The 19,244-nt window shown below is 66.9% G+C and carries 18 protein-coding genes; 13 read left to right on the top strand and 5 right to left on the bottom strand.

What is annotated here, in order from left to right; translation table 11 throughout:
• Positions 1-23 precede the first annotated feature (23 nt).
• The 7 genes from BLR57_RS03835 to metG all read left to right on the top strand — a co-directional run bounded on the left by BLR57_RS03835 (position 24) and on the right by metG (position 9,158).
• Positions 24-932, top strand: coding sequence for a PhzF family phenazine biosynthesis protein (locus BLR57_RS03835; RefSeq protein ID WP_089694301.1), 909 nt, complete (start codon positions 24-26; stop codon positions 930-932).
• Between the two features lie 146 nt (positions 933-1,078).
• The gene (ppsA, locus tag BLR57_RS03840) at positions 1,079-3,367 is read left to right on the top strand and encodes a phosphoenolpyruvate synthase (RefSeq protein WP_089694303.1); all 2,289 of its coding nucleotides are present in this window, start codon (positions 1,079-1,081) and stop codon (positions 3,365-3,367) included.
• Positions 3,368-3,456: 89 nt separating this feature from the next.
• Positions 3,457-4,206, top strand: a complete 750-nt coding sequence (locus BLR57_RS03845) for a CPBP family intramembrane glutamic endopeptidase (RefSeq protein WP_089694305.1) — start codon at positions 3,457-3,459, stop codon at positions 4,204-4,206.
• Between the two features lie 99 nt (positions 4,207-4,305).
• Positions 4,306-5,394: a tyrosine decarboxylase MfnA gene (gene mfnA / locus BLR57_RS03850; RefSeq protein ID WP_089694307.1), complete on the top strand. Its 1,089-nt coding sequence runs from the start codon at positions 4,306-4,308 to the stop codon at positions 5,392-5,394.
• Positions 5,395-5,477: 83 nt separating this feature from the next.
• Positions 5,478-6,041, top strand: coding sequence for a YqaA family protein (locus BLR57_RS03855; RefSeq protein ID WP_089694309.1), 564 nt, complete (start codon positions 5,478-5,480; stop codon positions 6,039-6,041).
• A gap of 93 nt (positions 6,042-6,134) precedes the next feature.
• Positions 6,135-6,812: a LiaF transmembrane domain-containing protein gene (locus tag BLR57_RS03860; RefSeq protein WP_089694311.1), complete on the top strand. Its 678-nt coding sequence runs from the start codon at positions 6,135-6,137 to the stop codon at positions 6,810-6,812.
• A gap of 246 nt (positions 6,813-7,058) precedes the next feature.
• Positions 7,059-9,158: a methionine--tRNA ligase gene (gene metG, locus BLR57_RS03865; protein WP_089694313.1), complete on the top strand. Its 2,100-nt coding sequence runs from the start codon at positions 7,059-7,061 to the stop codon at positions 9,156-9,158.
• 11 nt (positions 9,159-9,169) lie between these two features.
• On the opposite strand, the gene BLR57_RS03870 is transcribed toward metG, so the two are convergent.
• Entirely contained in the window at positions 9,170-9,991 is an 822-nt protein-coding gene (locus BLR57_RS03870; RefSeq protein WP_089694315.1) for a cytochrome b family protein, read from the bottom strand.
• Positions 9,992-10,125: 134 nt separating this feature from the next.
• Between BLR57_RS03870 and pyk the strand changes: the two genes are divergently transcribed.
• From pyk to BLR57_RS03895, 5 genes are all read left to right on the top strand, one after another.
• Complete coding sequence (pyk, locus tag BLR57_RS03875; RefSeq protein ID WP_089694316.1) at positions 10,126-11,880, top strand: pyruvate kinase; 1,755 nt, start codon at positions 10,126-10,128, stop codon at positions 11,878-11,880.
• A gap of 91 nt (positions 11,881-11,971) precedes the next feature.
• Positions 11,972-12,208, top strand: coding sequence for a DUF7312 domain-containing protein (locus tag BLR57_RS03880; protein ID WP_089694318.1), 237 nt, complete (start codon positions 11,972-11,974; stop codon positions 12,206-12,208).
• 35 nt (positions 12,209-12,243) lie between these two features.
• Entirely contained in the window at positions 12,244-12,861 is a 618-nt protein-coding gene (locus BLR57_RS03885) for an NfeD family protein (protein WP_089694320.1), read from the top strand.
• 118 nt (positions 12,862-12,979) lie between these two features.
• Positions 12,980-14,188 carry an SPFH domain-containing protein gene (locus BLR57_RS03890; protein WP_089694322.1) on the top strand — a complete coding sequence of 403 codons (1,209 nt, stop codon included), beginning with the start codon at positions 12,980-12,982 and terminating at the stop codon, positions 14,186-14,188.
• Between the two features lie 51 nt (positions 14,189-14,239).
• Complete coding sequence (locus BLR57_RS03895; RefSeq protein ID WP_089694324.1) at positions 14,240-14,848, top strand: winged helix-turn-helix transcriptional regulator; 609 nt, start codon at positions 14,240-14,242, stop codon at positions 14,846-14,848.
• A 130-nt stretch (positions 14,849-14,978) separates the two neighbouring features.
• On the opposite strand, the gene BLR57_RS03900 is transcribed toward BLR57_RS03895, so the two are convergent.
• Positions 14,979-15,215, bottom strand: a complete 237-nt coding sequence (locus tag BLR57_RS03900; protein WP_089694326.1) for a DUF7123 family protein — start codon at positions 15,213-15,215, stop codon at positions 14,979-14,981.
• A gap of 246 nt (positions 15,216-15,461) precedes the next feature.
• Between BLR57_RS03900 and BLR57_RS03905 the strand changes: the two genes are divergently transcribed.
• Complete coding sequence (locus tag BLR57_RS03905) at positions 15,462-17,309, top strand: flippase-like domain-containing protein (protein WP_089694328.1); 1,848 nt, start codon at positions 15,462-15,464, stop codon at positions 17,307-17,309.
• 38 nt (positions 17,310-17,347) lie between these two features.
• On the opposite strand, the gene BLR57_RS03910 is transcribed toward BLR57_RS03905, so the two are convergent.
• From BLR57_RS03910 to BLR57_RS03920, 3 genes are all read right to left on the bottom strand, one after another.
• Positions 17,348-17,767 carry a DUF8059 family membrane protein gene (locus BLR57_RS03910; protein WP_089694331.1) on the bottom strand — a complete coding sequence of 140 codons (420 nt, stop codon included), beginning with the start codon at positions 17,765-17,767 and terminating at the stop codon, positions 17,348-17,350.
• Between the two features lie 75 nt (positions 17,768-17,842).
• The gene (gene yjjX / locus BLR57_RS03915; RefSeq protein ID WP_089694333.1) at positions 17,843-18,355 is read right to left on the bottom strand and encodes an inosine/xanthosine triphosphatase; all 513 of its coding nucleotides are present in this window, start codon (positions 18,353-18,355) and stop codon (positions 17,843-17,845) included.
• A gap of 4 nt (positions 18,356-18,359) precedes the next feature.
• Positions 18,360-19,130 (bottom strand): helical backbone metal receptor, encoded by a 771-nt coding sequence (locus tag BLR57_RS03920; protein ID WP_089694335.1) that lies wholly within the window; start codon positions 19,128-19,130, stop codon positions 18,360-18,362.
• Between the last annotated feature and the right edge of the window lie 114 nt (positions 19,131-19,244).

The raw sequence follows: 19,244 nt of genomic DNA on the forward strand, positions 1-19,244 counted from the left end.
GGCATCGAAGCGACGACGTGGCTATGGACACCCGACGCGCCCTGCTCGTCGACGCCTTCACCGCCGAGCCGCTCACCGGGAACGCCGCCGGTATCGTCCCCGACGGCGACGGTCTCTCGGACGCGCAGATGCAGGCCATCGCCCGCGAACTCGCAGTCAGTGAGACGGTCTTCGTGCAGGACCCCGCGGCCGACGGCGACTACCGCGTCCGGTATTTCACACCCACGCAGGAGGTCGACCTCTGTGGCCACGCGACGGTCGCGCTCCACGCGCATCTCCACGCGGAGGGCGACCTCGACGCCGGGACCCACGCGATGGAGACGAACGTCGGCACCCTCGATGTCGACATCGCCGACGACGGAACCGTCTGGATGACGCAGGCCGACCCGGAGGTCCGCCACATCGACATCGACGAGGCGCGGGTGGCCGACGCGCTCGACATCGACGTGGCCGCGTTGCGTGACGTCGGTGCGGACCTCCCGATGGCCGTTGCCACGACGGGCCTCCCGTTTCTGATGGTGCCGGTCAACTTCCTCGAACATCTCGGCAACGCCGACCCGGACATGGCCGCCGTCGAGACACTGACCGACGAGTACGACGCCGCCGGAATCTACGCGTTCACCTTCGACGCGCTCGACGCCGACTCGACGCTCCACGGCCGGATGTTCGCCCCCGGTGCCGGGATTCCCGAAGACCCCGTGACCGGAACCGCGAGCGGGGCCTGCGGCGCGTATCTGGACCACTTCGGCGCGTTCGACGACGAGTTCCCCGAGGAGATGCGGTTCGAACAGGGCCACTACGTCGACCGCCCCGGACTGGTCCGGGTCCGCGTCGGCGACGCGGTCCGCGTCGGGGGTCACGCCGTGACGGCCTTCGACGGCTCGCTCGTCGTCCCCGACGACGACGAGGAAGACGACATCATCGAGGCCTGATAGCCCGGGAAACGACCGCCGACTGCGGCAGATTTTGACGGCTCGCATCGTTCAGGAAAAGGCTTACTCAGGTCTGAGTCAGTAATATTCGCCGTTGTGCGGGTCGGAAAGTTCTTTACTGGGACTGGTGTCGTTTCGAGTGCGCAATGGCAGTAACTTGGTTGGACGACATCAGGGCTACGGACCTCGAAACGGTCGGTGGCAAGGGGGCCTCACTGGGAGAGTTGACGGCGGCAGGTCTCCCTGTTCCGCCGGGGTTCGTCGTGACTGCGGGCACCTACCGTGACTTCATCGAGGGTGCCGGCATCGACGACGAACTGTTCGCGGCCATGGACATCGACTCCGAGGACTCCAAAGCGCTCGCGGGAGCGCAAGAACGGGCCTACGAACTCATCATGGGCACACCGATGCCCGAGGAGGTCCGCGAAGAGATTCTGGAAACCTACCGCGCCATCGGCGGCGACGAGGAGGCCTTCGTGGCCGTCCGCTCCTCCGCGACGGCCGAGGACCTCCCGGACGCCTCCTTCGCGGGCCAGCAGGAGACCTTCCTCAACGTCCGCGAGGAGGCACTTCTGGACCGCGTCAAGGAGTGTTGGGCCTCGCTGTTCTCCCAGCGGGCCATCTACTACCGCAACCAGAAGGGCTTCCCCCACCACGAGGTCGACATCGCCGTCGTCGTCCAACAGATGGTCGACGCCGAGAAGTCCGGCGTCATGTTCACGTCTCACCCCTCGACGGGCGAGCCACGGGTCATCATCGAGGCCGCGTGGGGACTCGGCGAGGCGGTCGTCTCCGGTGCTGTCTCCCCCGACAACTACGTCGTCGACCGCAAGACCGGTGAGGTCGTCGACGTCACCGTCGCCGACAAGAAGCTGATGCACGTCAAAGACGAGGCGACCGGCGAGACGGTCGAAGTCGAGGTCCCCGAAGAGAAACGCGAGGAGCGCGTGCTCTCCGACGAGGAGATCGGCGCGCTCGTCGAGCTGGGCGAACAGGTCGAAGACCACTACGAGACGCCCCAAGACGTCGAATGGGCCACGGTCGACGGAGAGATATTCATGCTCCAGTCCCGTCCCATCACGACCATCTCGGACAACGCCGTCGACGCGGCCGCGAGCGAGGCCGCCGCAAACGGCGGGAGCGAGCAGGCACAGGGGTCGGGCGACGTGCTCCTCCGTGGACTCGGCGCGAGCCCCGGAATCGTCTCCGGGTCGGTCCGCATCGTCACGAAACTCGACCAGCTCGACAAGGTCGCCGAGGGCGACGTCATCGTCACCGAGATGACGATGCCGGACATGGTGCCCGCGATGAAGCGCGCCGCCGGTATCGTCACCGACGAGGGCGGGATGACCTCCCACGCCGCCATCGTCTCTCGGGAGCTTGGCGTCCCGGCCGTCGTCGGCTGTGGCAGTGCCACCCGTGAACTCACGGACGGCCAAATCATCACCATCGACGGTGACAAGGGGACCATCCGCGAGGGCAAGGAGACGAACGACGTCAAAGAGCGCGAACCGGTCGAGGATATGCGGCCGAAGACGCCGGTCAAGCCGATGACCGCGACCGAAGTGAAGGTCAACGTCTCCATCCCCGAGGCCGCCGAACGCGCTGCAGCGACCGGTGCCGACGGCGTCGGTCTCCTGCGGATCGAACACATGGTGCTCTCGCTCGGCATGACCCCCGAGAAGTACATCAAAGAGAACGGCGAGCGCGCCTACGTCGACGAGATCGTCGAGGGCGTCCGCACCGTCGCCGAGGAGTTCTACCCGCGGCCGGTCCGCGTCCGCACGCTCGACGCGCCGACCGACGAGTTCCGCCAGCTCCCCGGCGGCGAGGACGAGCCGAAAGAGCACAATCCGATGCTCGGCTACCGCGGGATTCGACGGAGCCTCGACAAGCCCGACATCTTCCGTCACGAGCTGGAGGCCTTCCGCCGCCTGTTCGACATGGGCTACGACAACGTCGAGATGATGTTCCCGCTCGTCAACGACGCCGAGGAGATCTACAGAGTGAAAGAGCTGATGCGGTCGGCCGGGGTCGACCCCGAGAAACGCGACTGGGGTGTCATGATCGAGACGCCCGCCAGTGCCCTCGGCATCCGCAACCTCGCGGAGGCGGGCATCGACTTCGCCTCCTTCGGCACGAACGACCTCACGCAGTACACGCTCGCTGTGGACCGCAACAACGAGAACGTCGCCGACCGCTTCGACGAACTCCACCCCGCCGTCCTCGAACTCATCGGGTCGACCATCGAGACCTGCCGCGAACTCGGCGTCAAGACGAGTATCTGCGGCCAGGCCGGCTCGAAACCCAAGATGGTCCGGTTCCTGGTCGACGAGGGCGTGACCTCGATCTCCGCCAACATCGACGCCGTCCGCGATGTCCAACACGAGGTCAAGCGCGTCGAACAGAAGCTCATCCTCGACTCGGTGCGGTAACCGAGTCTGTCGCTCCGTTCTCGGCCGCCGCGTTCACCGTCCTACGCTGACGGCACGGATTGATACTCTCGGCTGACGTCTCTCTATGCATGGCCCAAGCAGTCGCAACACCGTCTCCGGCCCGCCCCGGCCGCCGTGCCCAGCTCCGTGCGGTCCTCGTCGCGCTCGGTCTCGTGCTCGGCGCGCTCCTCGTGAGCACGCTCGTCGGCGTCGGCGTCGCCCTGCCGCTGATTCTCGGCGGGGGGTTCGAGCCGACCTCGGGAACCGTCCTCGTCGCGTCGTTGTTCGCCACCCAAGTCTCGTTCGTCGTCGTCGCCCTGCTCTACCTCCGGCGACGTGAGTGGGACGTCTCGCTCTCGGTGCCGACGACGCGCGAGCTGAAGTGGGTCGGCGGCGGCGTCGTCGCCACCGTCGTCGCCGCGTTCGGGCTGCTTGCCCTCTCGAACGCCCTCGGCGTCGAACCGGTCGAGAGCGTCATCGAAGCACCGATTCTCGCGAATCCGACGCTCCTCCTCGTGCTCGCGGGGCTCTCCATCGTCCTCGTCGCGCCCGCAGAGGAACTGCTCTTTCGCGGCGTCGTGCAGGGTCGGCTCCGACGGACGTTCGGCGCGCCGGTCGCCGTCGGCGTGGCGAGCCTGCTCTTCGCGTCGATTCACCTGCTGAACCTCGTCACGGTCGGCTCCGGCGCGGTCGTGATGGTCGGCGTCATCTTCGTCGTCGCGCTCGTCCTCGGGGTAGCCTACGAGCGGACCGGCAACCTCGCGGTCCCGATTCTCGTCCACGGCGCGTACAACACGACGCTGTTTCTGGTCTCGTTCCTCTCGCTCGGCGGGGTTTGAGCCGTCAGCGACAGCCACGCGGCGAGTGACTGTCCACTCGTCGTGACAGTCCGCCACAGAGCGGAACCGATATACCCGGCCGGGGGTAAAAGGGCGGATATGCAGCGTGTCGCCCCGGAACCGCAGGATTTCGACCGCGTCCTCTCCTCGATGTGTACGGAGCCACACCCCGCCGCGAGGGAGGCCGCCGTCCGGTTTCTCGCGACGAACCCCGGCGACCCCGGCACCTACCAGGAGATCGCCGCCTTGGAAGAACGCGCAGTCGAGGGACTGGGCGACATCGCCGGGCTGAGCGAGCCGGAAGGCTACGTCGCCAGCGGTGGAACCGAGGCGAACATCCAGGCCGTCCGGGCCGCACGCAACCTCGCTCGCGACGCGGGTGGGGTTCCGACGAAGACCGATGCTCCGACGGTTGTCGCCCCCGAGAGCGTCCACTTCAGCTTCCAGAAGGCCGCCGACGTGCTCGACGTCGAGCTGCGGACGGTTCCCGTCGACGACGACTACCGCGCGGACCTCGGCGCGGTCGAGGCCGCCGTCGACGACGACACGGTGCTCGTCGTCGGCGTCGCGGGGACGACCGAATACGGCCGGGTCGACCCGATTCCCGAACTCGCCGCCATCGCCCACGACCACGGCGCGCTCCTCCACGTCGACGCCGCGTGGGGCGGCTTCTGTCTCCCCTTCACCGACCACGCGTGGAACTTCGCGCACGCCGCCGTCGACACGATGACCATCGACCCCCACAAGATGGGCCAGGCCGTCGTGCCCGCCGGTGGCCTGCTCGCCCGTGACCGCTCGACGCTGGACGCGCTCGCCGTCGACACGCCCTACCTCGAATCGACGTCGCAGGCGACGCTGACAGGGACAAGAAGCGGCGCAGGCGTCGCCAGCGCGGCCGCGGCCCTCGACGAACTGTGGCCCGACGGCTACCGCGAGCAGTTCGAGACGTCGATGGCCGACGCCGAGTGGCTGGCCGACGCGCTGGAAGACCGCGGCTTCGACGTCGTCGACCCCGAACTGCCGCTCGTCGCTGCCCGCCTGCCCGACGACCTGTTTTCGAACCTCCGCGACGCCGGATGGCGCGTCTCTCGGACCGCCTCGGGCGAACTCCGCGTGGTCTGTATGCCGCACGTCACCCGCGAGACGCTCCAAGCGTTCGTCGCCGACGTCGACGCGCTACGGGCCTGACAGTCGGTCTGCGCGGACAGTCGAGATTTCGCTGGTACTCCGAAACCTCAAAGTTTACAACGGCATCCGCGTGAGATTCACCCGTGACACTCGGCCTCGCCCTCCCGGATCTCGTACTTGCCGCCGGAGCCGTCGAGTTCAGCTGGCTCGAACGGCTCGTCGAGACCGCGACCGGCTGGGTCGGCCTCGTCATCATCTGGGTCTACTCGTTTCTCATCGCCTTCGCGCTGCCCGGCGTGAGCGAGGTCGTCCTCATCGCGCCGCTGGACCTCGGTCTCGGCGACACGGCGACGACGGCACTCATCATCCTCGTCAGTGCCTTCGGGAAGGCCGCCGGGAGCGTCTTCGCCTTCCACATCGGTCAGGAGGCGAAAGACTCCGGCTGGCTCACGAAGAAACTCCGGCAGTCGCGCTTCGACATCCTGGAGTGGTCCGAACGCCAGACCGTCAAAATCGCCCAGAAGTGGGGCTACGTCGGGCTGGCCGCGGCACTCTGTGTCCCCGGCTTCCCCGACACGCTCTCCATCTACGCCTTCTCCGTCCTCGAGGAGGACTACGTCAAGTTCGCTATCGCGACGTTCGTCGGCAGCGCGGGACGGCTCGTGCTCTGGCTCGCCGGTGGCCGCGCCATCCTCGCGTTCTTCTGACCGCTTTCGACCGCCCGCGAGTTCTCCCGACGTCGATTCCCACCGGCTGAGACTCAATAGCCGAATTATCTCGCCGGAGCGCGTATCTACTGTATGGCCTACAGACGCCTCTCGAACCAGTCTCTCGTCGGGGTACTGATCGTCCTCGTCGGTGTCGTCCTCCTCGTCGACACCACCGGACTGTACGACACCGGGTTCCTGCTCACCTACGTGCCGTCGTTGTTCGTCCTCGTCGGTCTCTACGCCCTCGTGAGCAGCGACTTCCGCAACGTCGGCGGGCCGCTCGTACTCGTGACGGTCGCGAGCGCGTGGCAGCTGGTCGCGCTCGACGTCGTCACCGTCGGCCGGATACTGCGGTTCTGGCCGCTGCTCATCGTCCTCGTCGGTCTCTCCATCGCGCTCGGCCGCGTCAGACCGTCGGTCGCCGAGGTCGACGACGACCGCTTCGACCTCGTCGCCGCCTTCGGCGGACTCGACCGCCGGGCCACGTCGAAGACATTCACCGGCGGTAACGTGACCGTCGCGTTCGGTGGCGGCGAACTCGACCTCCGGGACACCCTCGTCCCCGCCCCGCCGGCCCGCGTGAACGTCGTCGCGTTGTTCGGTGGCGTCGACGTCGTCGTCCCCCGCGACTGGAACGTCCGACTCGACGTGCTCCCGGTCTTCGGAGCGGCCGAAGACGACCGCCCGCGCCGCGAGGCCGAACACGACGGGGTCGACCTCGTCGTCACCGGCTTCTGTGCCTTCGGTGGGGTGACTGTCACGAACTGACGCGGCCCCGTGAGCGTTAAGTCCGGCCAGCGTCTTCCTGTCGTTGTGACTTCGGTCCACCCGACCTCGATGCGGATGCGGATGGGGCTCTTCTAGCCACGGGTGGACCCCTCGCGCGGCGGGCCGGTCGGTAACACGACCGGCGGCCGCAGATGGCGAACCCCGCCAGGCACCGACGTCGGGACCGCTTGCCAACCGACCGAAACCAGCGGGCTTTAGGCCCGTTTCCGAGATATACGAGACAAGATGAGTCACGAGGACTTCCCCACCGAGAACCCGGCGGTGGTCACCTGTGGGTTGCCCTACGCCAACGGCGACCTGCACGTCGGCCATCTCCGAACCTACGTCGGCGGCGACGTGTTCGCTCGCTCCCTGCGAAAGCTGGGGCAAGAGACCGCGTTCGTCTCCGGCTCCGATATGCACGGCACGCCCGTCGCGGTCAACGCCGCGAAGGAGGGCGTCACGCCCGAGGAGTTCGCCCTGGAGTGGCACGAGAAGTACGAGGCGACGTTCCCCAAGTTCAACGTCGAGTTCGACAACTACGGCCACACCCACGACGAGACCAACACCGAGCTGACCCAGGACATCGTCCGCGCGCTGGACGAGAACGGCCACGTCTACGAGGACGAGGTCATGGTCGGCTACGACCCCGAAGCGGACCAGTGGCTCCCCGACCGCTACGTCGAGGGCACCTGCCCGTACTGCGGCGCGCACGCCCGCGGCGACGAGTGTGACGAGGGCTGTCAGCGCCACCTCGAGCCCGGCGAAATCGAAGACCCGGTGTCGACGCTGACCGGCAACGCCGCCGAGTACCGCGAGCGGACGCACAAGTTCTTCCGCGTCTCCGAGTTCCAGGACTACCTCCAGGAGTTCATCGACAGGTTGGAGGGAACCTCGAACGCGAAGAACCAGCCGCGGGAGTGGATCGAGGGCGAACTGCAGGACTGGTGTATCACCCGCGACATGGACTGGGGTATCGACTACCCCGACGACGAGACTGCCGAGGACCTCGTACTCTACGTCTGGGTCGACGCGCCCATCGAGTACATCTCCTCGACGAAGCAGTACACCGAGCGCGTCGGCAGCGACGTCTACGACTGGGAGCAGACCTGGAAGGAGGGTGGCGAGATCGTCCACATCATCGGCCGGGACATCATCCAGCACCACACGGTCTTCTGGCCGGCGATGCTGAAGGGTGCGGGCTACACCGAACCGCGGGCCGTCATGGCCAGCGGCTTCGTCACGCTCGGCGGCAAGGGCTTCTCGACGAGTCGGAACCGCGCTGTCTGGGCCGACGAGTATCTCGCCGAGGGCTTCCACCCCGACCTCCTGCGCTACTACATCGCCACCAACGGCGGCTTCCAGCAGGACGTCGACTTCTCGTGGGAGAAGTTCCGCGACCGCGTGAACTCGGAACTCGTCGGCACCGTCGGCAACTTCCTCTACCGGTCGCTGCTCTTCGCGTACCGGAACTACGAGGGGACGCCCGACGCCCCCCTGTCGGACGAGGTCCGCGAGCGTATCGAACAGGCCCAGTCGGAGTTCGGCGAGGCCGTCAACGACTACAACATCCGCGAGGCGGGCAACGCAGCCGTTCGACTGGCGCAGTTCGGTAACGAGTACATCCAGCGCAACGAGCCGTGGAAGCTTACGGACGAGGACCCGGAGCAGGCCGCGCAGGTCATCCGCGACTGCGTCCAGATCGCGAAGGCCATCGCGGTCCTGTTCGAGCCGGTCGCGCCCGAGAAGTGCCAGCGGCTCTGGCGCGGTCTCAACGAGGACGGCCAGGTGGCCGACGTCGGCATCGACGCCGCCCTCGAAGAGCCGTCGGCCTCGTTCGACGAGCCGACGGAGCTGTTCGAGAAGATCGAAGACGAGCGCGTCGAAGAACTCAACGAGAAACTCGAACAGCGCGTCGCCGAGGCGACCGCTGACGACGCAGACGACGAATCGGGCGCAGACGACGACTCTACAGACACCGACACCGACACCGACGACACCATGACCGAACTCGAACCCCTCGCAGACGACCGTATCAGCTTCGACGACTTCCAGGCACTCGACCTCCGCGTCGGCGAGATTCTCGCCGCCGAAGGTATCGAGGGCGCGGACAAGCTCGCGAAGCTCACCGTCGACATCGGCGTCGAAGAACGGCAGATCGTCGCGGGCATCAAACAGCTCCACGACCTCGACGACCTGACCGGAAAGCGTGTCATCATCGTCGCCAACCTGGAGAAGGCCGAGCTGTTCGGCGTCGAGTCCAACGGGATGCTGCTCGCCGCGGGCGACCAGGCGGACATCCTGACGACCCACGGCGACGCCGAGCCGGGCACGAAGGTCCAGTAAACTCTCGTCTTCTATTTCGGCGGTCTGAGCCGGTAGTACCGCCGGTTGAGGTCGTACATATACCCCTCCCGCATCGTCTTGAGCACCGCGTAGGTCAGGATGCCCGCGACGACCGGAAGCAGGAACGTCAGGTCGAACAGCAGGTCGACGTTCATCGGCATCAGGTTCTTGATCGCGAGCAGGCTGATGGTGAACGCGAAGACGACGCCGAAGACGCCGACAGCGGCCCAGAACGGCTGCTCGACCGGCCGCCGTGCCGACCCCTTGTTGAGGAACGGCACGATGGCGATGACACTCACGACGACGACGTTCGCGAGCACGCCGTAGGTGCGGTCGGCCATCAACTTCTCGCCACCGAGGATGGCCAACTCGGGGTTGAGTGCCTCGAGCTTCAGCAGGCCGAACGACCAGTAGAGATACCAGTCGGGCAGGATGATGGACGGCGTCTGACTCGGGTTCGCCGGTTCGCCGATGTGTGGCGGCATCGTCGCCGAGAGGAAGAAGATCATCCCGACGAAGAAACACGCGATAGAGGCGTTTCGGACCGTCTCGTGGGGCCAGGTGGGGAAGCCGAGCACGTCGCGCTCGACGTAGTCCGACTGTTGCCGAAGCGTCTGGTCCTCGTAGCGGGCACGCTCGAAATACTCGTAGGTGAGCCGTGCGAGTCCCGTCGACCGCGCTTTGCGGTCGTACCACGTGGGCGTCTCGTCGTCCGGCGGGACCGGTCCGACCGGCAGGCCGCCGTCGGCAACCGTCTCGGATGACGGGCCGCCGTCCACTGGTTCGTTCACCTCCCGGTCTGACGCGGGTGGCCGCTGCTCGTCCGCTGTCATGCTAGTGGGTAGGCCCGAGCGGAGATAACCCTCGCGTCCGGCTCTATACGGCTCCGTACCGATTTGATGGGATTGTTACTCGCAATTCAGTTGTTTCGGCGGGCTTTTTCAAGCCGAGCGTCGTAGCCGAGGCCATGAGAAATGCGAAAATCGTCTGTACGCTCGGCCCGGCCTCAGACGACCGGACGACGATTCGCGACCTCGTGGACGCGGGAATGTCCGTGGCGCGACTGAACGCCAGCCACGGAAGTCCCGAACACCGCGCGGAGGTCATCGACCGCATCCGCGCCGTCGACGAGGCCACGAAGACGCCCGTCGCTGCCATGGTCGACCTGCAAGGTCCCGAAGTGCGCACCGCCCCGCTCGACGACCCCATCTCCATCGAAACCGGCTCCGAGGTCCGCTTCGTCGAGGGCGACGAGGCGACTCCCGAGGAGGTCGGCCTGTCCTACTCCATCGCCGCCGCCGAGGCGGGCGACACCATCCTGCTTGACGACGGCCGCATCGAGGCGACCGTCATCGACGTCGCCGACGGCGTCGTCACCGCCCACATCGACTCGGGCGGCAAACTCGGCGGCCGCAAGGGGGTCAACCTCCCCGGCGTCAACCTGGACATCGACCTCATCACCGAGGGCGACCGCAAGGAGTTGGAGGTCGCCGCCGAGAAGAACGCCGACTTCGTCGCGGCCAGCTTCGTCCGCTCTGCCGACGACATCTACGCCATCAGCAACGCGCTGGAGGAACTCGGCGCGGACATCCCCATCGTCGCGAAGATCGAACGCGCCGGTGCCGTCGACAACCTCGAAGAGATCGTCGAAGCGTCCTACGGTGTGATGGTCGCCCGCGGCGACCTCGGCGTGGAGTGTCCGCTCGAGGACGTCCCGATGATCCAGAAGCGTATCATCCGGACCTGCATCGACGCGGGCGTCCCCGTCATCACGGCGACGGAGATGCTCGACTCGATGATTCACTCCCGGCGGCCCACCCGCGCGGAAGCCTCCGACGTCGCCAACGCCGTCCTCGACGGCACCGACGCCGTGATGCTCTCCGGGGAGACCGCCATCGGCGACAATCCGGTCCGCGTCGTCGAGACGATGGACCGCATCGTCCGACAGGTCGAATCCAGCAACGAGTACAAAGAGAGTCAGGAACAGCGCGTCCCGACCGCGGGAGAGGACTCCCGAACCGAGGCGTTGGCCCGCTCGGCGCGCTATCTCGCCCGCGACATCGACGCCGCTGCCGTCGTCGCGGCCTCCGAGTCCGGCTACACCGCCCGCAAGACCGCGAAGTTCCGGCCGGGCGTCCCGGTCGTGGCGACGACACCGAACGACCGCGTCCGCCGACAGCTCGCCCTGTCGTGGGGCGTCAACGCCGAGTACACCGAGTACAGCGAGGGCGTCGACTCCATCATCGAGAACGGTGTCTCCGCCGCGCTCGACTCGGGTGCCGCCGAGAGCGGCGACACGGTCGTCGTCCTCTCGGGGATGATGACCGAGTTAGAGGGGACGAACACGACGAACATGCTCAAGGTCCACATCGCCGCCGAGTCGGTGGCGACGGGCCGCAAGATCGTCGCGGGCCGCGTCTCCGGGCCGATCTACCGCGCGACGGACGGCGACCTCAGCGACGTGCCGAAGGGTGCGCTACTCGCCATCCCGGCGACGTTCGAGGGCGAGTTCACCGGCGACGTGACGAAACTCGCCGGTATCATCGACGCCCGTGCCGGGATGACGGGCTACCCGGCGCTCGTCGCCCGCGAACTCGACATCCCGATGATCTCGGGCGCGCCGCTGCCGGACACGCTGGCCGACGGCGAGGTCGTGACGCTCTACGCCGAGCGGGGTGTCGTCTACGAGGGCGACATCATCAAACACCAGACCCAGCGGTAGACTGTCGGCGACGGCGTCTCGTCGCCCCCGTCGCCGGGGGCGGTCTCCCCGTGGCGGTAGCCCTTTTACGCCTCCTCCCCTATCTCCGACTATGGCCGACTCACCCCGCGATTCGCCCGTCGACGACGCCAGCGTCGGCGACGACAGCGACGACCAGTCCGACGAGTGGCGGTTCAGCGTCGACGACGTCGGCGAGGACGCCGCCGACGTCACCCCCGACGAGCCGCGTGAACTCCCGCCCATCGAACCGGGCAGCCCCTCGCTGGAGAACGCGCTGTTCGTCCTCCTCGGCGTCGTCGGGACGTTGCTCGTGTTCCTCTCGGTGTGAGAACGTTTAATCCGGGCGGTTCCCTAGGCCTCGCTATGGGATTCCCGCTCGTAGCACTGCAGTTCGACTTCCTCTTCGACCCGGCGCTCCTCCCCCTGATACTCGTGGTTGCGGGCATCGGCCTGTCGCTGGCGGAGGCGCTCGCACCGGGGGCGCACTTCATCGTCCTCGGGGTGGCTCTGCTCGCGGCGGGACTCGTTGGCCTCCTCCTCGGGCCGTTCTTCGCCGGCCCCATCGTCCTCGCGCTCCTCGTCTTCCTGTTCGGCGCGCTCGCGCTCTACGGCTACCGCGAACTCGACATCTACGGCGGGAAAGGGATGCAGCAGACCTCCGACTCCGACTCACTGAAGGGCAAGACCGGCCGGGTGACGACGCGCGTCACCGAGACCGAGGGTGAGATCAAACTCGACAGTGGCGGCTTCAACCCCTACTACGCCGCCCGGACGCTCCACGGCGAGATTCCCGAAGGGGCGGAAGTGATGGTCATCGACCCCGGCGGCGGCAACGTCGTCACCGTCGAGCGACTCGACGGCATCGAGGAGGACGAGATCGACCGCGAACTCCGGCGTGGCCGCGAACGTCGCGAGCGTGAGGCACGGAACGGAAGCGAGGTCGAGGAAGCTGACCGCGAAGAGGAGACAGAACGGGCCTGAGCGGTCGGCCGTCGCCGGGCGGGCGACCGTCACCGTCGGCGATACTGACAGCCGAGACTGTCACGCCGTCGTCGGGTTCGGGGGAAGTCTTATTTAACTAACATCCCAAGCCAGGGGTATGGACCCCGTATTGCTCCAGACGGGCTTGCTCGGAGGTGCCGCCGTCCTGTTCGTCGGCCTCCTCCTGTTGCTGCTCGCCATCGTCGTGGTTTACTCCATGGTGGAGATCGTCAACGCGTACGAGAAGCGCGCACTGACGGTCTTCGGCGAGTACCGCAAGCTCCTCGAACCCGGTATCAACTTCGTCCCGCCGTTCGTCTCTCGAACATACGCGTTCGATATGCGGACGCAGACGCTGGACGTGCCTCGCCAGGAGGCCATCACGAAAGACAACTCGCCGGTCACCGCCGACGCCGTCGTCTACATCAAGGTGATGGACGCGAAGAAGGCCTTCCTCGAAGTCGAGGACTACAAGACCGCCGTCTCCAACCTCGCCCAGACGACGCTTCGGGCAGTTCTCGGCGACATGGAACTCGACGACACGCTGAACAAGCGCCAGGAGATCAACGCCCGCATCCGTCGGGAACTCGACGAACCCACCGACGAGTGGGGGATTCGCGTCGAGTCCGTCGAGGTCCGTGAGGTCAACCCGAGTGCCGACGTCCAGCAGGCGATGGAACAGCAGACCTCCGCCGAGCGTCGCCGCCGGGCGATGATCCTCGAAGCGCAGGGTGAACGGCGCTCTGCGGTCGAGCAGGCAGAGGGTGAGAAGCAGTCGAACATCATCCGCGCCCAGGGGAAGAAGCAGTCGCAGATCCTCGAAGCACAGGGTGACGCCATCTCGACGGTCCTCCGCGCCAAATCCGCCGAGTCGATGGGCGAGCGCGCCATCATCGACAAGGGGATGGAGACCCTGGAGAAGATCGGTCAGGGCGAGTCGACGACGTTCATCCTCCCGCAGGAACTCACCTCGCTCGTCGGCCGCTACGGCAAGCAGCTGACCGGCAGCGACGTCCAGGAGAACGAAGGGCTGAGTTCGATGGACTTCGACGAGGAGACCCGCGAACTCATCGGGCTGGACGACATCGAAGAGATCCTGGGCCAGATCGACAGCGCGGCCGAGATGGACGTCCAGCAGCTCGAACAGGAGGCCGAGGCCATCAAGGCCGGTGAAGGCGTCGACCTGAAGTCGGCCGACGAGATCATCGAAGAGGCCAACAAGCAGGACACGATCAAGAGTGCAGACGAAGTCGTCGACGAGGCCGACTCGGCGGCGGACGGTGACGATACCGACGCCACCGACGACGAAGTCGAACTCGAGAAGTAACGCCCGGCCAAGCAAAGAGTTTTATTTCTTAACTCCCCTACGGTGTAACAGATGTCAGACAGGGTCGACGAGGAGAAGCGGGCGACGCTCCGACGGTTCGCAGCCCTCGGTGCGGCGACGCCGTTCGTCGGCAGCCTTCGCGGTGACGAGCATGAGTCCACGAGCGACGCCCGCGACGCCATCGTCGGCTATCTCGCGGCGACGCCGGGCGCGCACTTCTCGAAGGTCCGCGACGACCTCAAGCTCGGGACGGGCGAGACCCAACACCATCTGAAGCGGCTACTCTCGGACGGCGTCGTCGAGTCACGTCGCGACGGCGACTACCGACGGTTCTTCCCCGCCGGTCGCTTCGGCGAGTTCGAACAGACCGCGCTCGGCTATCTCCGCCGCCGGACGCCGCGCGGGATGCTCATCGAACTGCTCCGAAATCCTGATGCGACGGGCAGCGACCTCGCGGCCGCGCTCGACGTGTCGCGGGCGACGGTGAGCAACTACGCGAAGGACCTCGACGCCGCCGGACTGCTCTCACGCGAGGACGGCTACCGCGTCGAGTCGCCCGAGACGGTCATCACGCTCTTGCTTCGCTACGCGGACTCCTTCGGCGAGGACGCCGCGACGTTCGCCTCCGACGCCGACCGGTTCATCCGGTTCGACCCCTGAGAGCCGTTTCGACGTTTCGTCTCCGTACTCCACACGGCGAGCGACGCGGTCGCTCAGGGAGTCAAACCGCGAGTGAGAAGGGGAACGAGGGTGACGGCGCGGTCGGGTGGAGAACCCGCGAGTGGCCCGCTCAGACGCTGACCTTCCAGGTCGTGCCCGAGGAGTAGCCCCACTTCTCGACGGCGACGTCGTACTCGCCGCCGAGGATGGCGCGCATATTGGCCCCCACTTCCTTCGCGGTGAAGCCGAGGTCCTCGGCGATGAGCCGCGATTTGAAGTAGGTCTTCGTCTGTCCCTCCTCGCGGAGATACTGGAGGATGCGCTGTTGTTTGTCGGTGAGGTCGGTTCCCGCGGCAGTGGCGCTCATATCAGTACCAAAGAGCGTTCCGGTAATAGGGGATTTGGTACACGCGGTTAACACGCCGCTGTCGTGCGGTTTTCGCTGTCGAACGTGGGGGAAGACAGCCCCCCGGCGTCCCCGTGGGTACGGTTGGCTAACAGTCCGGACGAGCCGTCGGTACAGTCAGCTAACAGTCCGGATAGTGTGCTGAAACAGTCTTTTCCAGCCGCTAAGACAGAAAGTTCTTACCCGTCACGACAGGATGTATCGGCAATGAACAGGTCGGTCGAAGTAAGCGTCGTCCTCCCCGCTTACAACGAAGCGAACACCATCGAGGGGACCGTCCGGACGACACTGTCGACCCTCTCGTCGTTCCTCCCCGACGACAGCTACGAGGTCCTCGTTGCCGAGGACGGCTGTGACGACCGGACGCCCGAAATCGCAGACCGCATGGCCGCCGAGGACCCCCGGGTCCGACATTTCCACAGCGACGAACGACTGGGTCGCGGCGGCGCGCTCAACCGGGCGTTCGAGGCCGCCGACGGCGACGTGCTCGTCTACTTCGACACGGACCTCGCGACCGACATGAAGCATCTCGAAGAGCTGGTCGAACGGGTCCGCTCCGGCGAGTACGACGTCGCCACCGGCTCGCGCTGGATGCGCGAGAACGTGGCGAAACGGCCCGCCAAGCGCGGCGTCCCCAGCCGCTTCTACAACCTCTTCGTCCGGCTCTTCCTCCGCTCGGACCTCCGGGACCACCAGTGTGGCTTCAAGGCGTTCAGCCGCGAGGCGTTCGAGACGCTCCGTGACGACGTGAAGGACAACCACTGGTTCTGGGACACGGAGATGCTCGTCCGCGCCCAGCGCGCCGGACTCCGCGTCGCGGAGTTCCCGGTCGACTGGACGCCGAAGGGCGACACGAAGGTCGACCTCGTCCGCGACGTCTTCGGGATGGGCAGCCAGATCATCCGGACGTGGTGGGAGCTGTCGGTCGAACCGCGCATCGACCGGAAAGTCTCGATGGCCGTCGGCGTCCTGATGACGCTCGTCGCCATCGCTCTGATGACCGTCTACATCGACTTCGGGGAGGTGCTGCGGCAGATGGCACAGGCCGACCCGGTACTCGTCGGCGCGGCCGCCGCGGTCTACCTCCTCTCGTGGCCACTGCGCGGGACCCGCTACCGCGACATCCTCGACGAGTTGGGCTATCCGAGCAGTTGGAAGTTCCTGACTGGAGCCATCTTCATCAGCCAGACCGGCAACCTCGTCTTCCCGGCACGCCTCGGTGACGGGGTCCGCGCGTACGTCGTGAAGGCCCGCCGTGGCGTCCCGTATCCCTCCGGCTTCGCGTCGCTCGCGGCCGAGCGGGTCTTCGACCTGCTGTCGCTCGTCGTGCTCGCGGGGAGCGTCCTCGTCGGGTTGACGCTGACCGGCGGAACCGCAGACTTGATCGCTGGAATCACGGGCAGCGGCTCCGTGGGTACCGTCGACCGGAGTACAGCCCGCATCGCGACGGCCGTCGCTGCCGTCGTCGGACTCGGAGCCATCGTCGCCGTCGGAGCCATCGTCGCCAGCGCCCGCTCGGACAGCCAGTTCATCCGCCGTGCTATCGGCCGCGTCAGCAACGACTCCTACGCCGACCTCGTCGCGGGCGTCGTCGAGCGGTTCGTGAGCGACCTCCAGCGCGCCGCAGGCACGCGCAAGGCGTTCGCGACGGTCGGGCTGTCGAGTCTCCTCATCTGGACGCTCGACGTCGCCACGGCCTTCCTCGTGCTGCTCGCACTGGGTGTCGGCTCGGGCGCGAGCGCGGTCGGGATGGTCTCGCTCGTCGCCGTCTCCTTCTTCGCGGTCAGCGTGGGCAACCTCGCGAAGGTCCTGCCGCTCTCTCCCGGCGGCATCGGTCTCTACGAGGCAGCGTTCACCGTCCTCGTCGTCGCCTTGACCCCGATTCCGGCGGCGGCGGCGCTCGGGGCGGCCTTCCTCGACCACGCGGTGAAGAACATCGTCACCGCCATCGGCGGCATCGTCTCGATGGCGTCGCTCAACGTCTCGCTGACGACCGCCGTCGAGGAGTCCGCCGACGTTCGCGAGCACGACAGCACCGAGATCGCACAGGACTGACGGCGACTGTACGGCGTGCCGACAGCCCCTCGGTCACTTCAGTCGTCGGCCGGTGAGACGCCGCGCGCGCCGCCGCCGAAGCTCTGGGTCGTCGTCGTCGCTGCCTGCCAGGCCATGATCAGCATCGCAGCGATCAGACACAGCCCCCAGAGGAACACCGCCGGGAGGAGGATGGTGACGCCGAAGCCGACACCGACCCAGACGGAGACCGGGAGGAGCCACTGGCCGACGATGTAGAGTCCCGAGACGGCGTTTCTGAGCGTGCCGGTGAGACCGAACGCGTCGACGGCAAAGCCCATGACGACCGCGAGAATCGACAGCACGCCGAGGTGGGCGTGGCCGCCGACGAGCCACGACGGGACCGGCTGGCCCGCGGCTGCGAGGCTGTGCTGGTACATTCCGACGCCCATCATCGTCGTCAGGCCGAGAAAGCCCGAGGTCTTGAGTGCGCGAGACATGACACCCGAATGTGATTGATTATTTGATATAAATCTGGTCCTCGGCTCACCCCGTTACCTGGACGTTCGACGGGACTATCGGTCGTAGTGATCCGTCACGAACGGGCCGAACGCGCCCGCGACGGCCGCGCCGAGCGCGGTGGCGCGGTCGATGCGACCCCCGGAGAGCGCGCCCGCGGCACCCTCCTGTTTCGCGATGTCGTCAGTGCCGAGCACGTCGTCCATCACGGGACCGAGTTCCTCGCCGGCACGGAGGCGGTCGGCGACGTGGCCGGGGAGTGCGAGACTCGGCCCCGAGCCGCGGCCGACGCGTTCGCCGTCGGTGACGGCGGCCCACATGACGAGATAGAGGTCGTCAGTTCCTTCGAACTCCGCGACGCCGCCTTCGAGACCGACGCCGTAGTCGTAGTCGCCGGCGTCGAGCACCGCCCGTGCGCGGTTTTCCGCGCCCGCGACGGTCTCGGCGTGGCCGGTCGGCTGTTCGCTCACGCCCGAGGCGACGGCGACGGACTCGACCGCTGCGTCGGAAAAGACCTGTTCGACCGCGCGTCGCTTGACGGGGTTGCCGCTGCCGACTCCGATGTGCATAGGCTCACTCCGCAGCGGTGACGTTTCGGGCTGTCGGAGTCGCGTGGATGATGTCGGCGAGCCGTTCGATACCGTCGACGAGCCGGGGGCTGGGTTGGTTGAGCAGCGCGTCGTCGAGGACGTGGACCGGCGCGTCGAGGTCCCAGCCGCGACCCTCGACGCGCTCCGGGCTGACGCCGTCGCCATGGCCGCAGACGTGGAGGACGACGTGGTCGGGGTCGGCGGCGACGACCGTAGACTCCGAAACCTCCCGCGAGCGGTCGCCCGGCTCGACGAAGGGATAGCGGCCACCCGCCGCGGCGACGGCCTCGGGGACCCAGTTTCCGGCGGCCATCGGCGGGTCGGACCACTCCTCGCAGTAGACGACGGGCCGCTCGTCCGCGGGGATGTGGTCGACCCTGTCGGCGACGCGGTCGAGTCGGCGACGACAGTCCGCGGCGAGTTGGCGTCCTGCCTCGGGGCGGCCGACCGTCGCACCGATCTCCTCGAACGACGCGAGTGCGTCGTCCAGTGTCGTCGGCGCGGTGTGGTGGACGGTGAACCCCGACTCGCGCAGGTCGTCACGGATGTCGGCCTGGAGGTCGTCACAGGTCAAGAGAAGGTCCGGGTCGAGGTCGGCTAGTCGGTCGACGTTCGGATTGAGCCAGCCGCCGACGACGGGGCGGTCGAGATCACAGTGGGCGGTGACGCCCACGAGGCAGTCGGCCGCACCCATCGCCGAGAGGGTCGCCGTCGCGCTCGGCGCGAGCGAGACGACGCGAGGTCCGTCGGACATGGTGGCCTGTCGGCATCGAACCCGCAAATATCCACTGCTGGAATATTAGTATTTAATAGTTTGTATATAAGCGACCCAAACAGCCGTCTGAGGCCGAATGTAGGCGATTCACTC

Origin of the sequence: Halogranum gelatinilyticum (assembly GCF_900103715.1) — an archaeon.
In the GTDB taxonomy this organism is placed as follows: Archaea; Halobacteriota; Halobacteria; order Halobacteriales; family Haloferacaceae; genus Halogranum; species Halogranum gelatinilyticum.

Coding starts and splice junctions, on each gene's coding strand:
- BLR57_RS03910 (WP_089694331.1), bottom strand. CDS start 17,767: ATGTCTCGCGCACTCAAGACCTCGGGCTTTCTCGGCCTGACGACGATG.
- BLR57_RS03895 (WP_089694324.1), top strand. CDS start 14,240: ATGTCAGACAGGGTCGACGAGGAGAAGCGGGCGACGCTCCGACGGTTC.
- BLR57_RS03905 (WP_089694328.1), top strand. CDS start 15,462: ATGAACAGGTCGGTCGAAGTAAGCGTCGTCCTCCCCGCTTACAACGAA.
- mfnA (WP_089694307.1), top strand. CDS start 4,306: ATGCAGCGTGTCGCCCCGGAACCGCAGGATTTCGACCGCGTCCTCTCC.
- yjjX (WP_089694333.1), bottom strand. CDS start 18,355: ATGCACATCGGAGTCGGCAGCGGCAACCCCGTCAAGCGACGCGCGGTC.
- BLR57_RS03835 (WP_089694301.1), top strand. CDS start 24: ATGGACACCCGACGCGCCCTGCTCGTCGACGCCTTCACCGCCGAGCCG.
- BLR57_RS03890 (WP_089694322.1), top strand. CDS start 12,980: ATGGACCCCGTATTGCTCCAGACGGGCTTGCTCGGAGGTGCCGCCGTC.
- BLR57_RS03860 (WP_089694311.1), top strand. CDS start 6,135: ATGGCCTACAGACGCCTCTCGAACCAGTCTCTCGTCGGGGTACTGATC.
- metG (WP_089694313.1), top strand. CDS start 7,059: ATGAGTCACGAGGACTTCCCCACCGAGAACCCGGCGGTGGTCACCTGT.
- BLR57_RS03920 (WP_089694335.1), bottom strand. CDS start 19,130: ATGTCCGACGGACCTCGCGTCGTCTCGCTCGCGCCGAGCGCGACGGCG.
- pyk (WP_089694316.1), top strand. CDS start 10,126: ATGAGAAATGCGAAAATCGTCTGTACGCTCGGCCCGGCCTCAGACGAC.
- BLR57_RS03885 (WP_089694320.1), top strand. CDS start 12,244: ATGGGATTCCCGCTCGTAGCACTGCAGTTCGACTTCCTCTTCGACCCG.
- ppsA (WP_089694303.1), top strand. CDS start 1,079: ATGGCAGTAACTTGGTTGGACGACATCAGGGCTACGGACCTCGAAACG.
- BLR57_RS03900 (WP_089694326.1), bottom strand. CDS start 15,215: ATGAGCGCCACTGCCGCGGGAACCGACCTCACCGACAAACAACAGCGC.
- BLR57_RS03880 (WP_089694318.1), top strand. CDS start 11,972: ATGGCCGACTCACCCCGCGATTCGCCCGTCGACGACGCCAGCGTCGGC.
- BLR57_RS03845 (WP_089694305.1), top strand. CDS start 3,457: ATGGCCCAAGCAGTCGCAACACCGTCTCCGGCCCGCCCCGGCCGCCGT.
- BLR57_RS03870 (WP_089694315.1), bottom strand. CDS start 9,991: ATGACAGCGGACGAGCAGCGGCCACCCGCGTCAGACCGGGAGGTGAAC.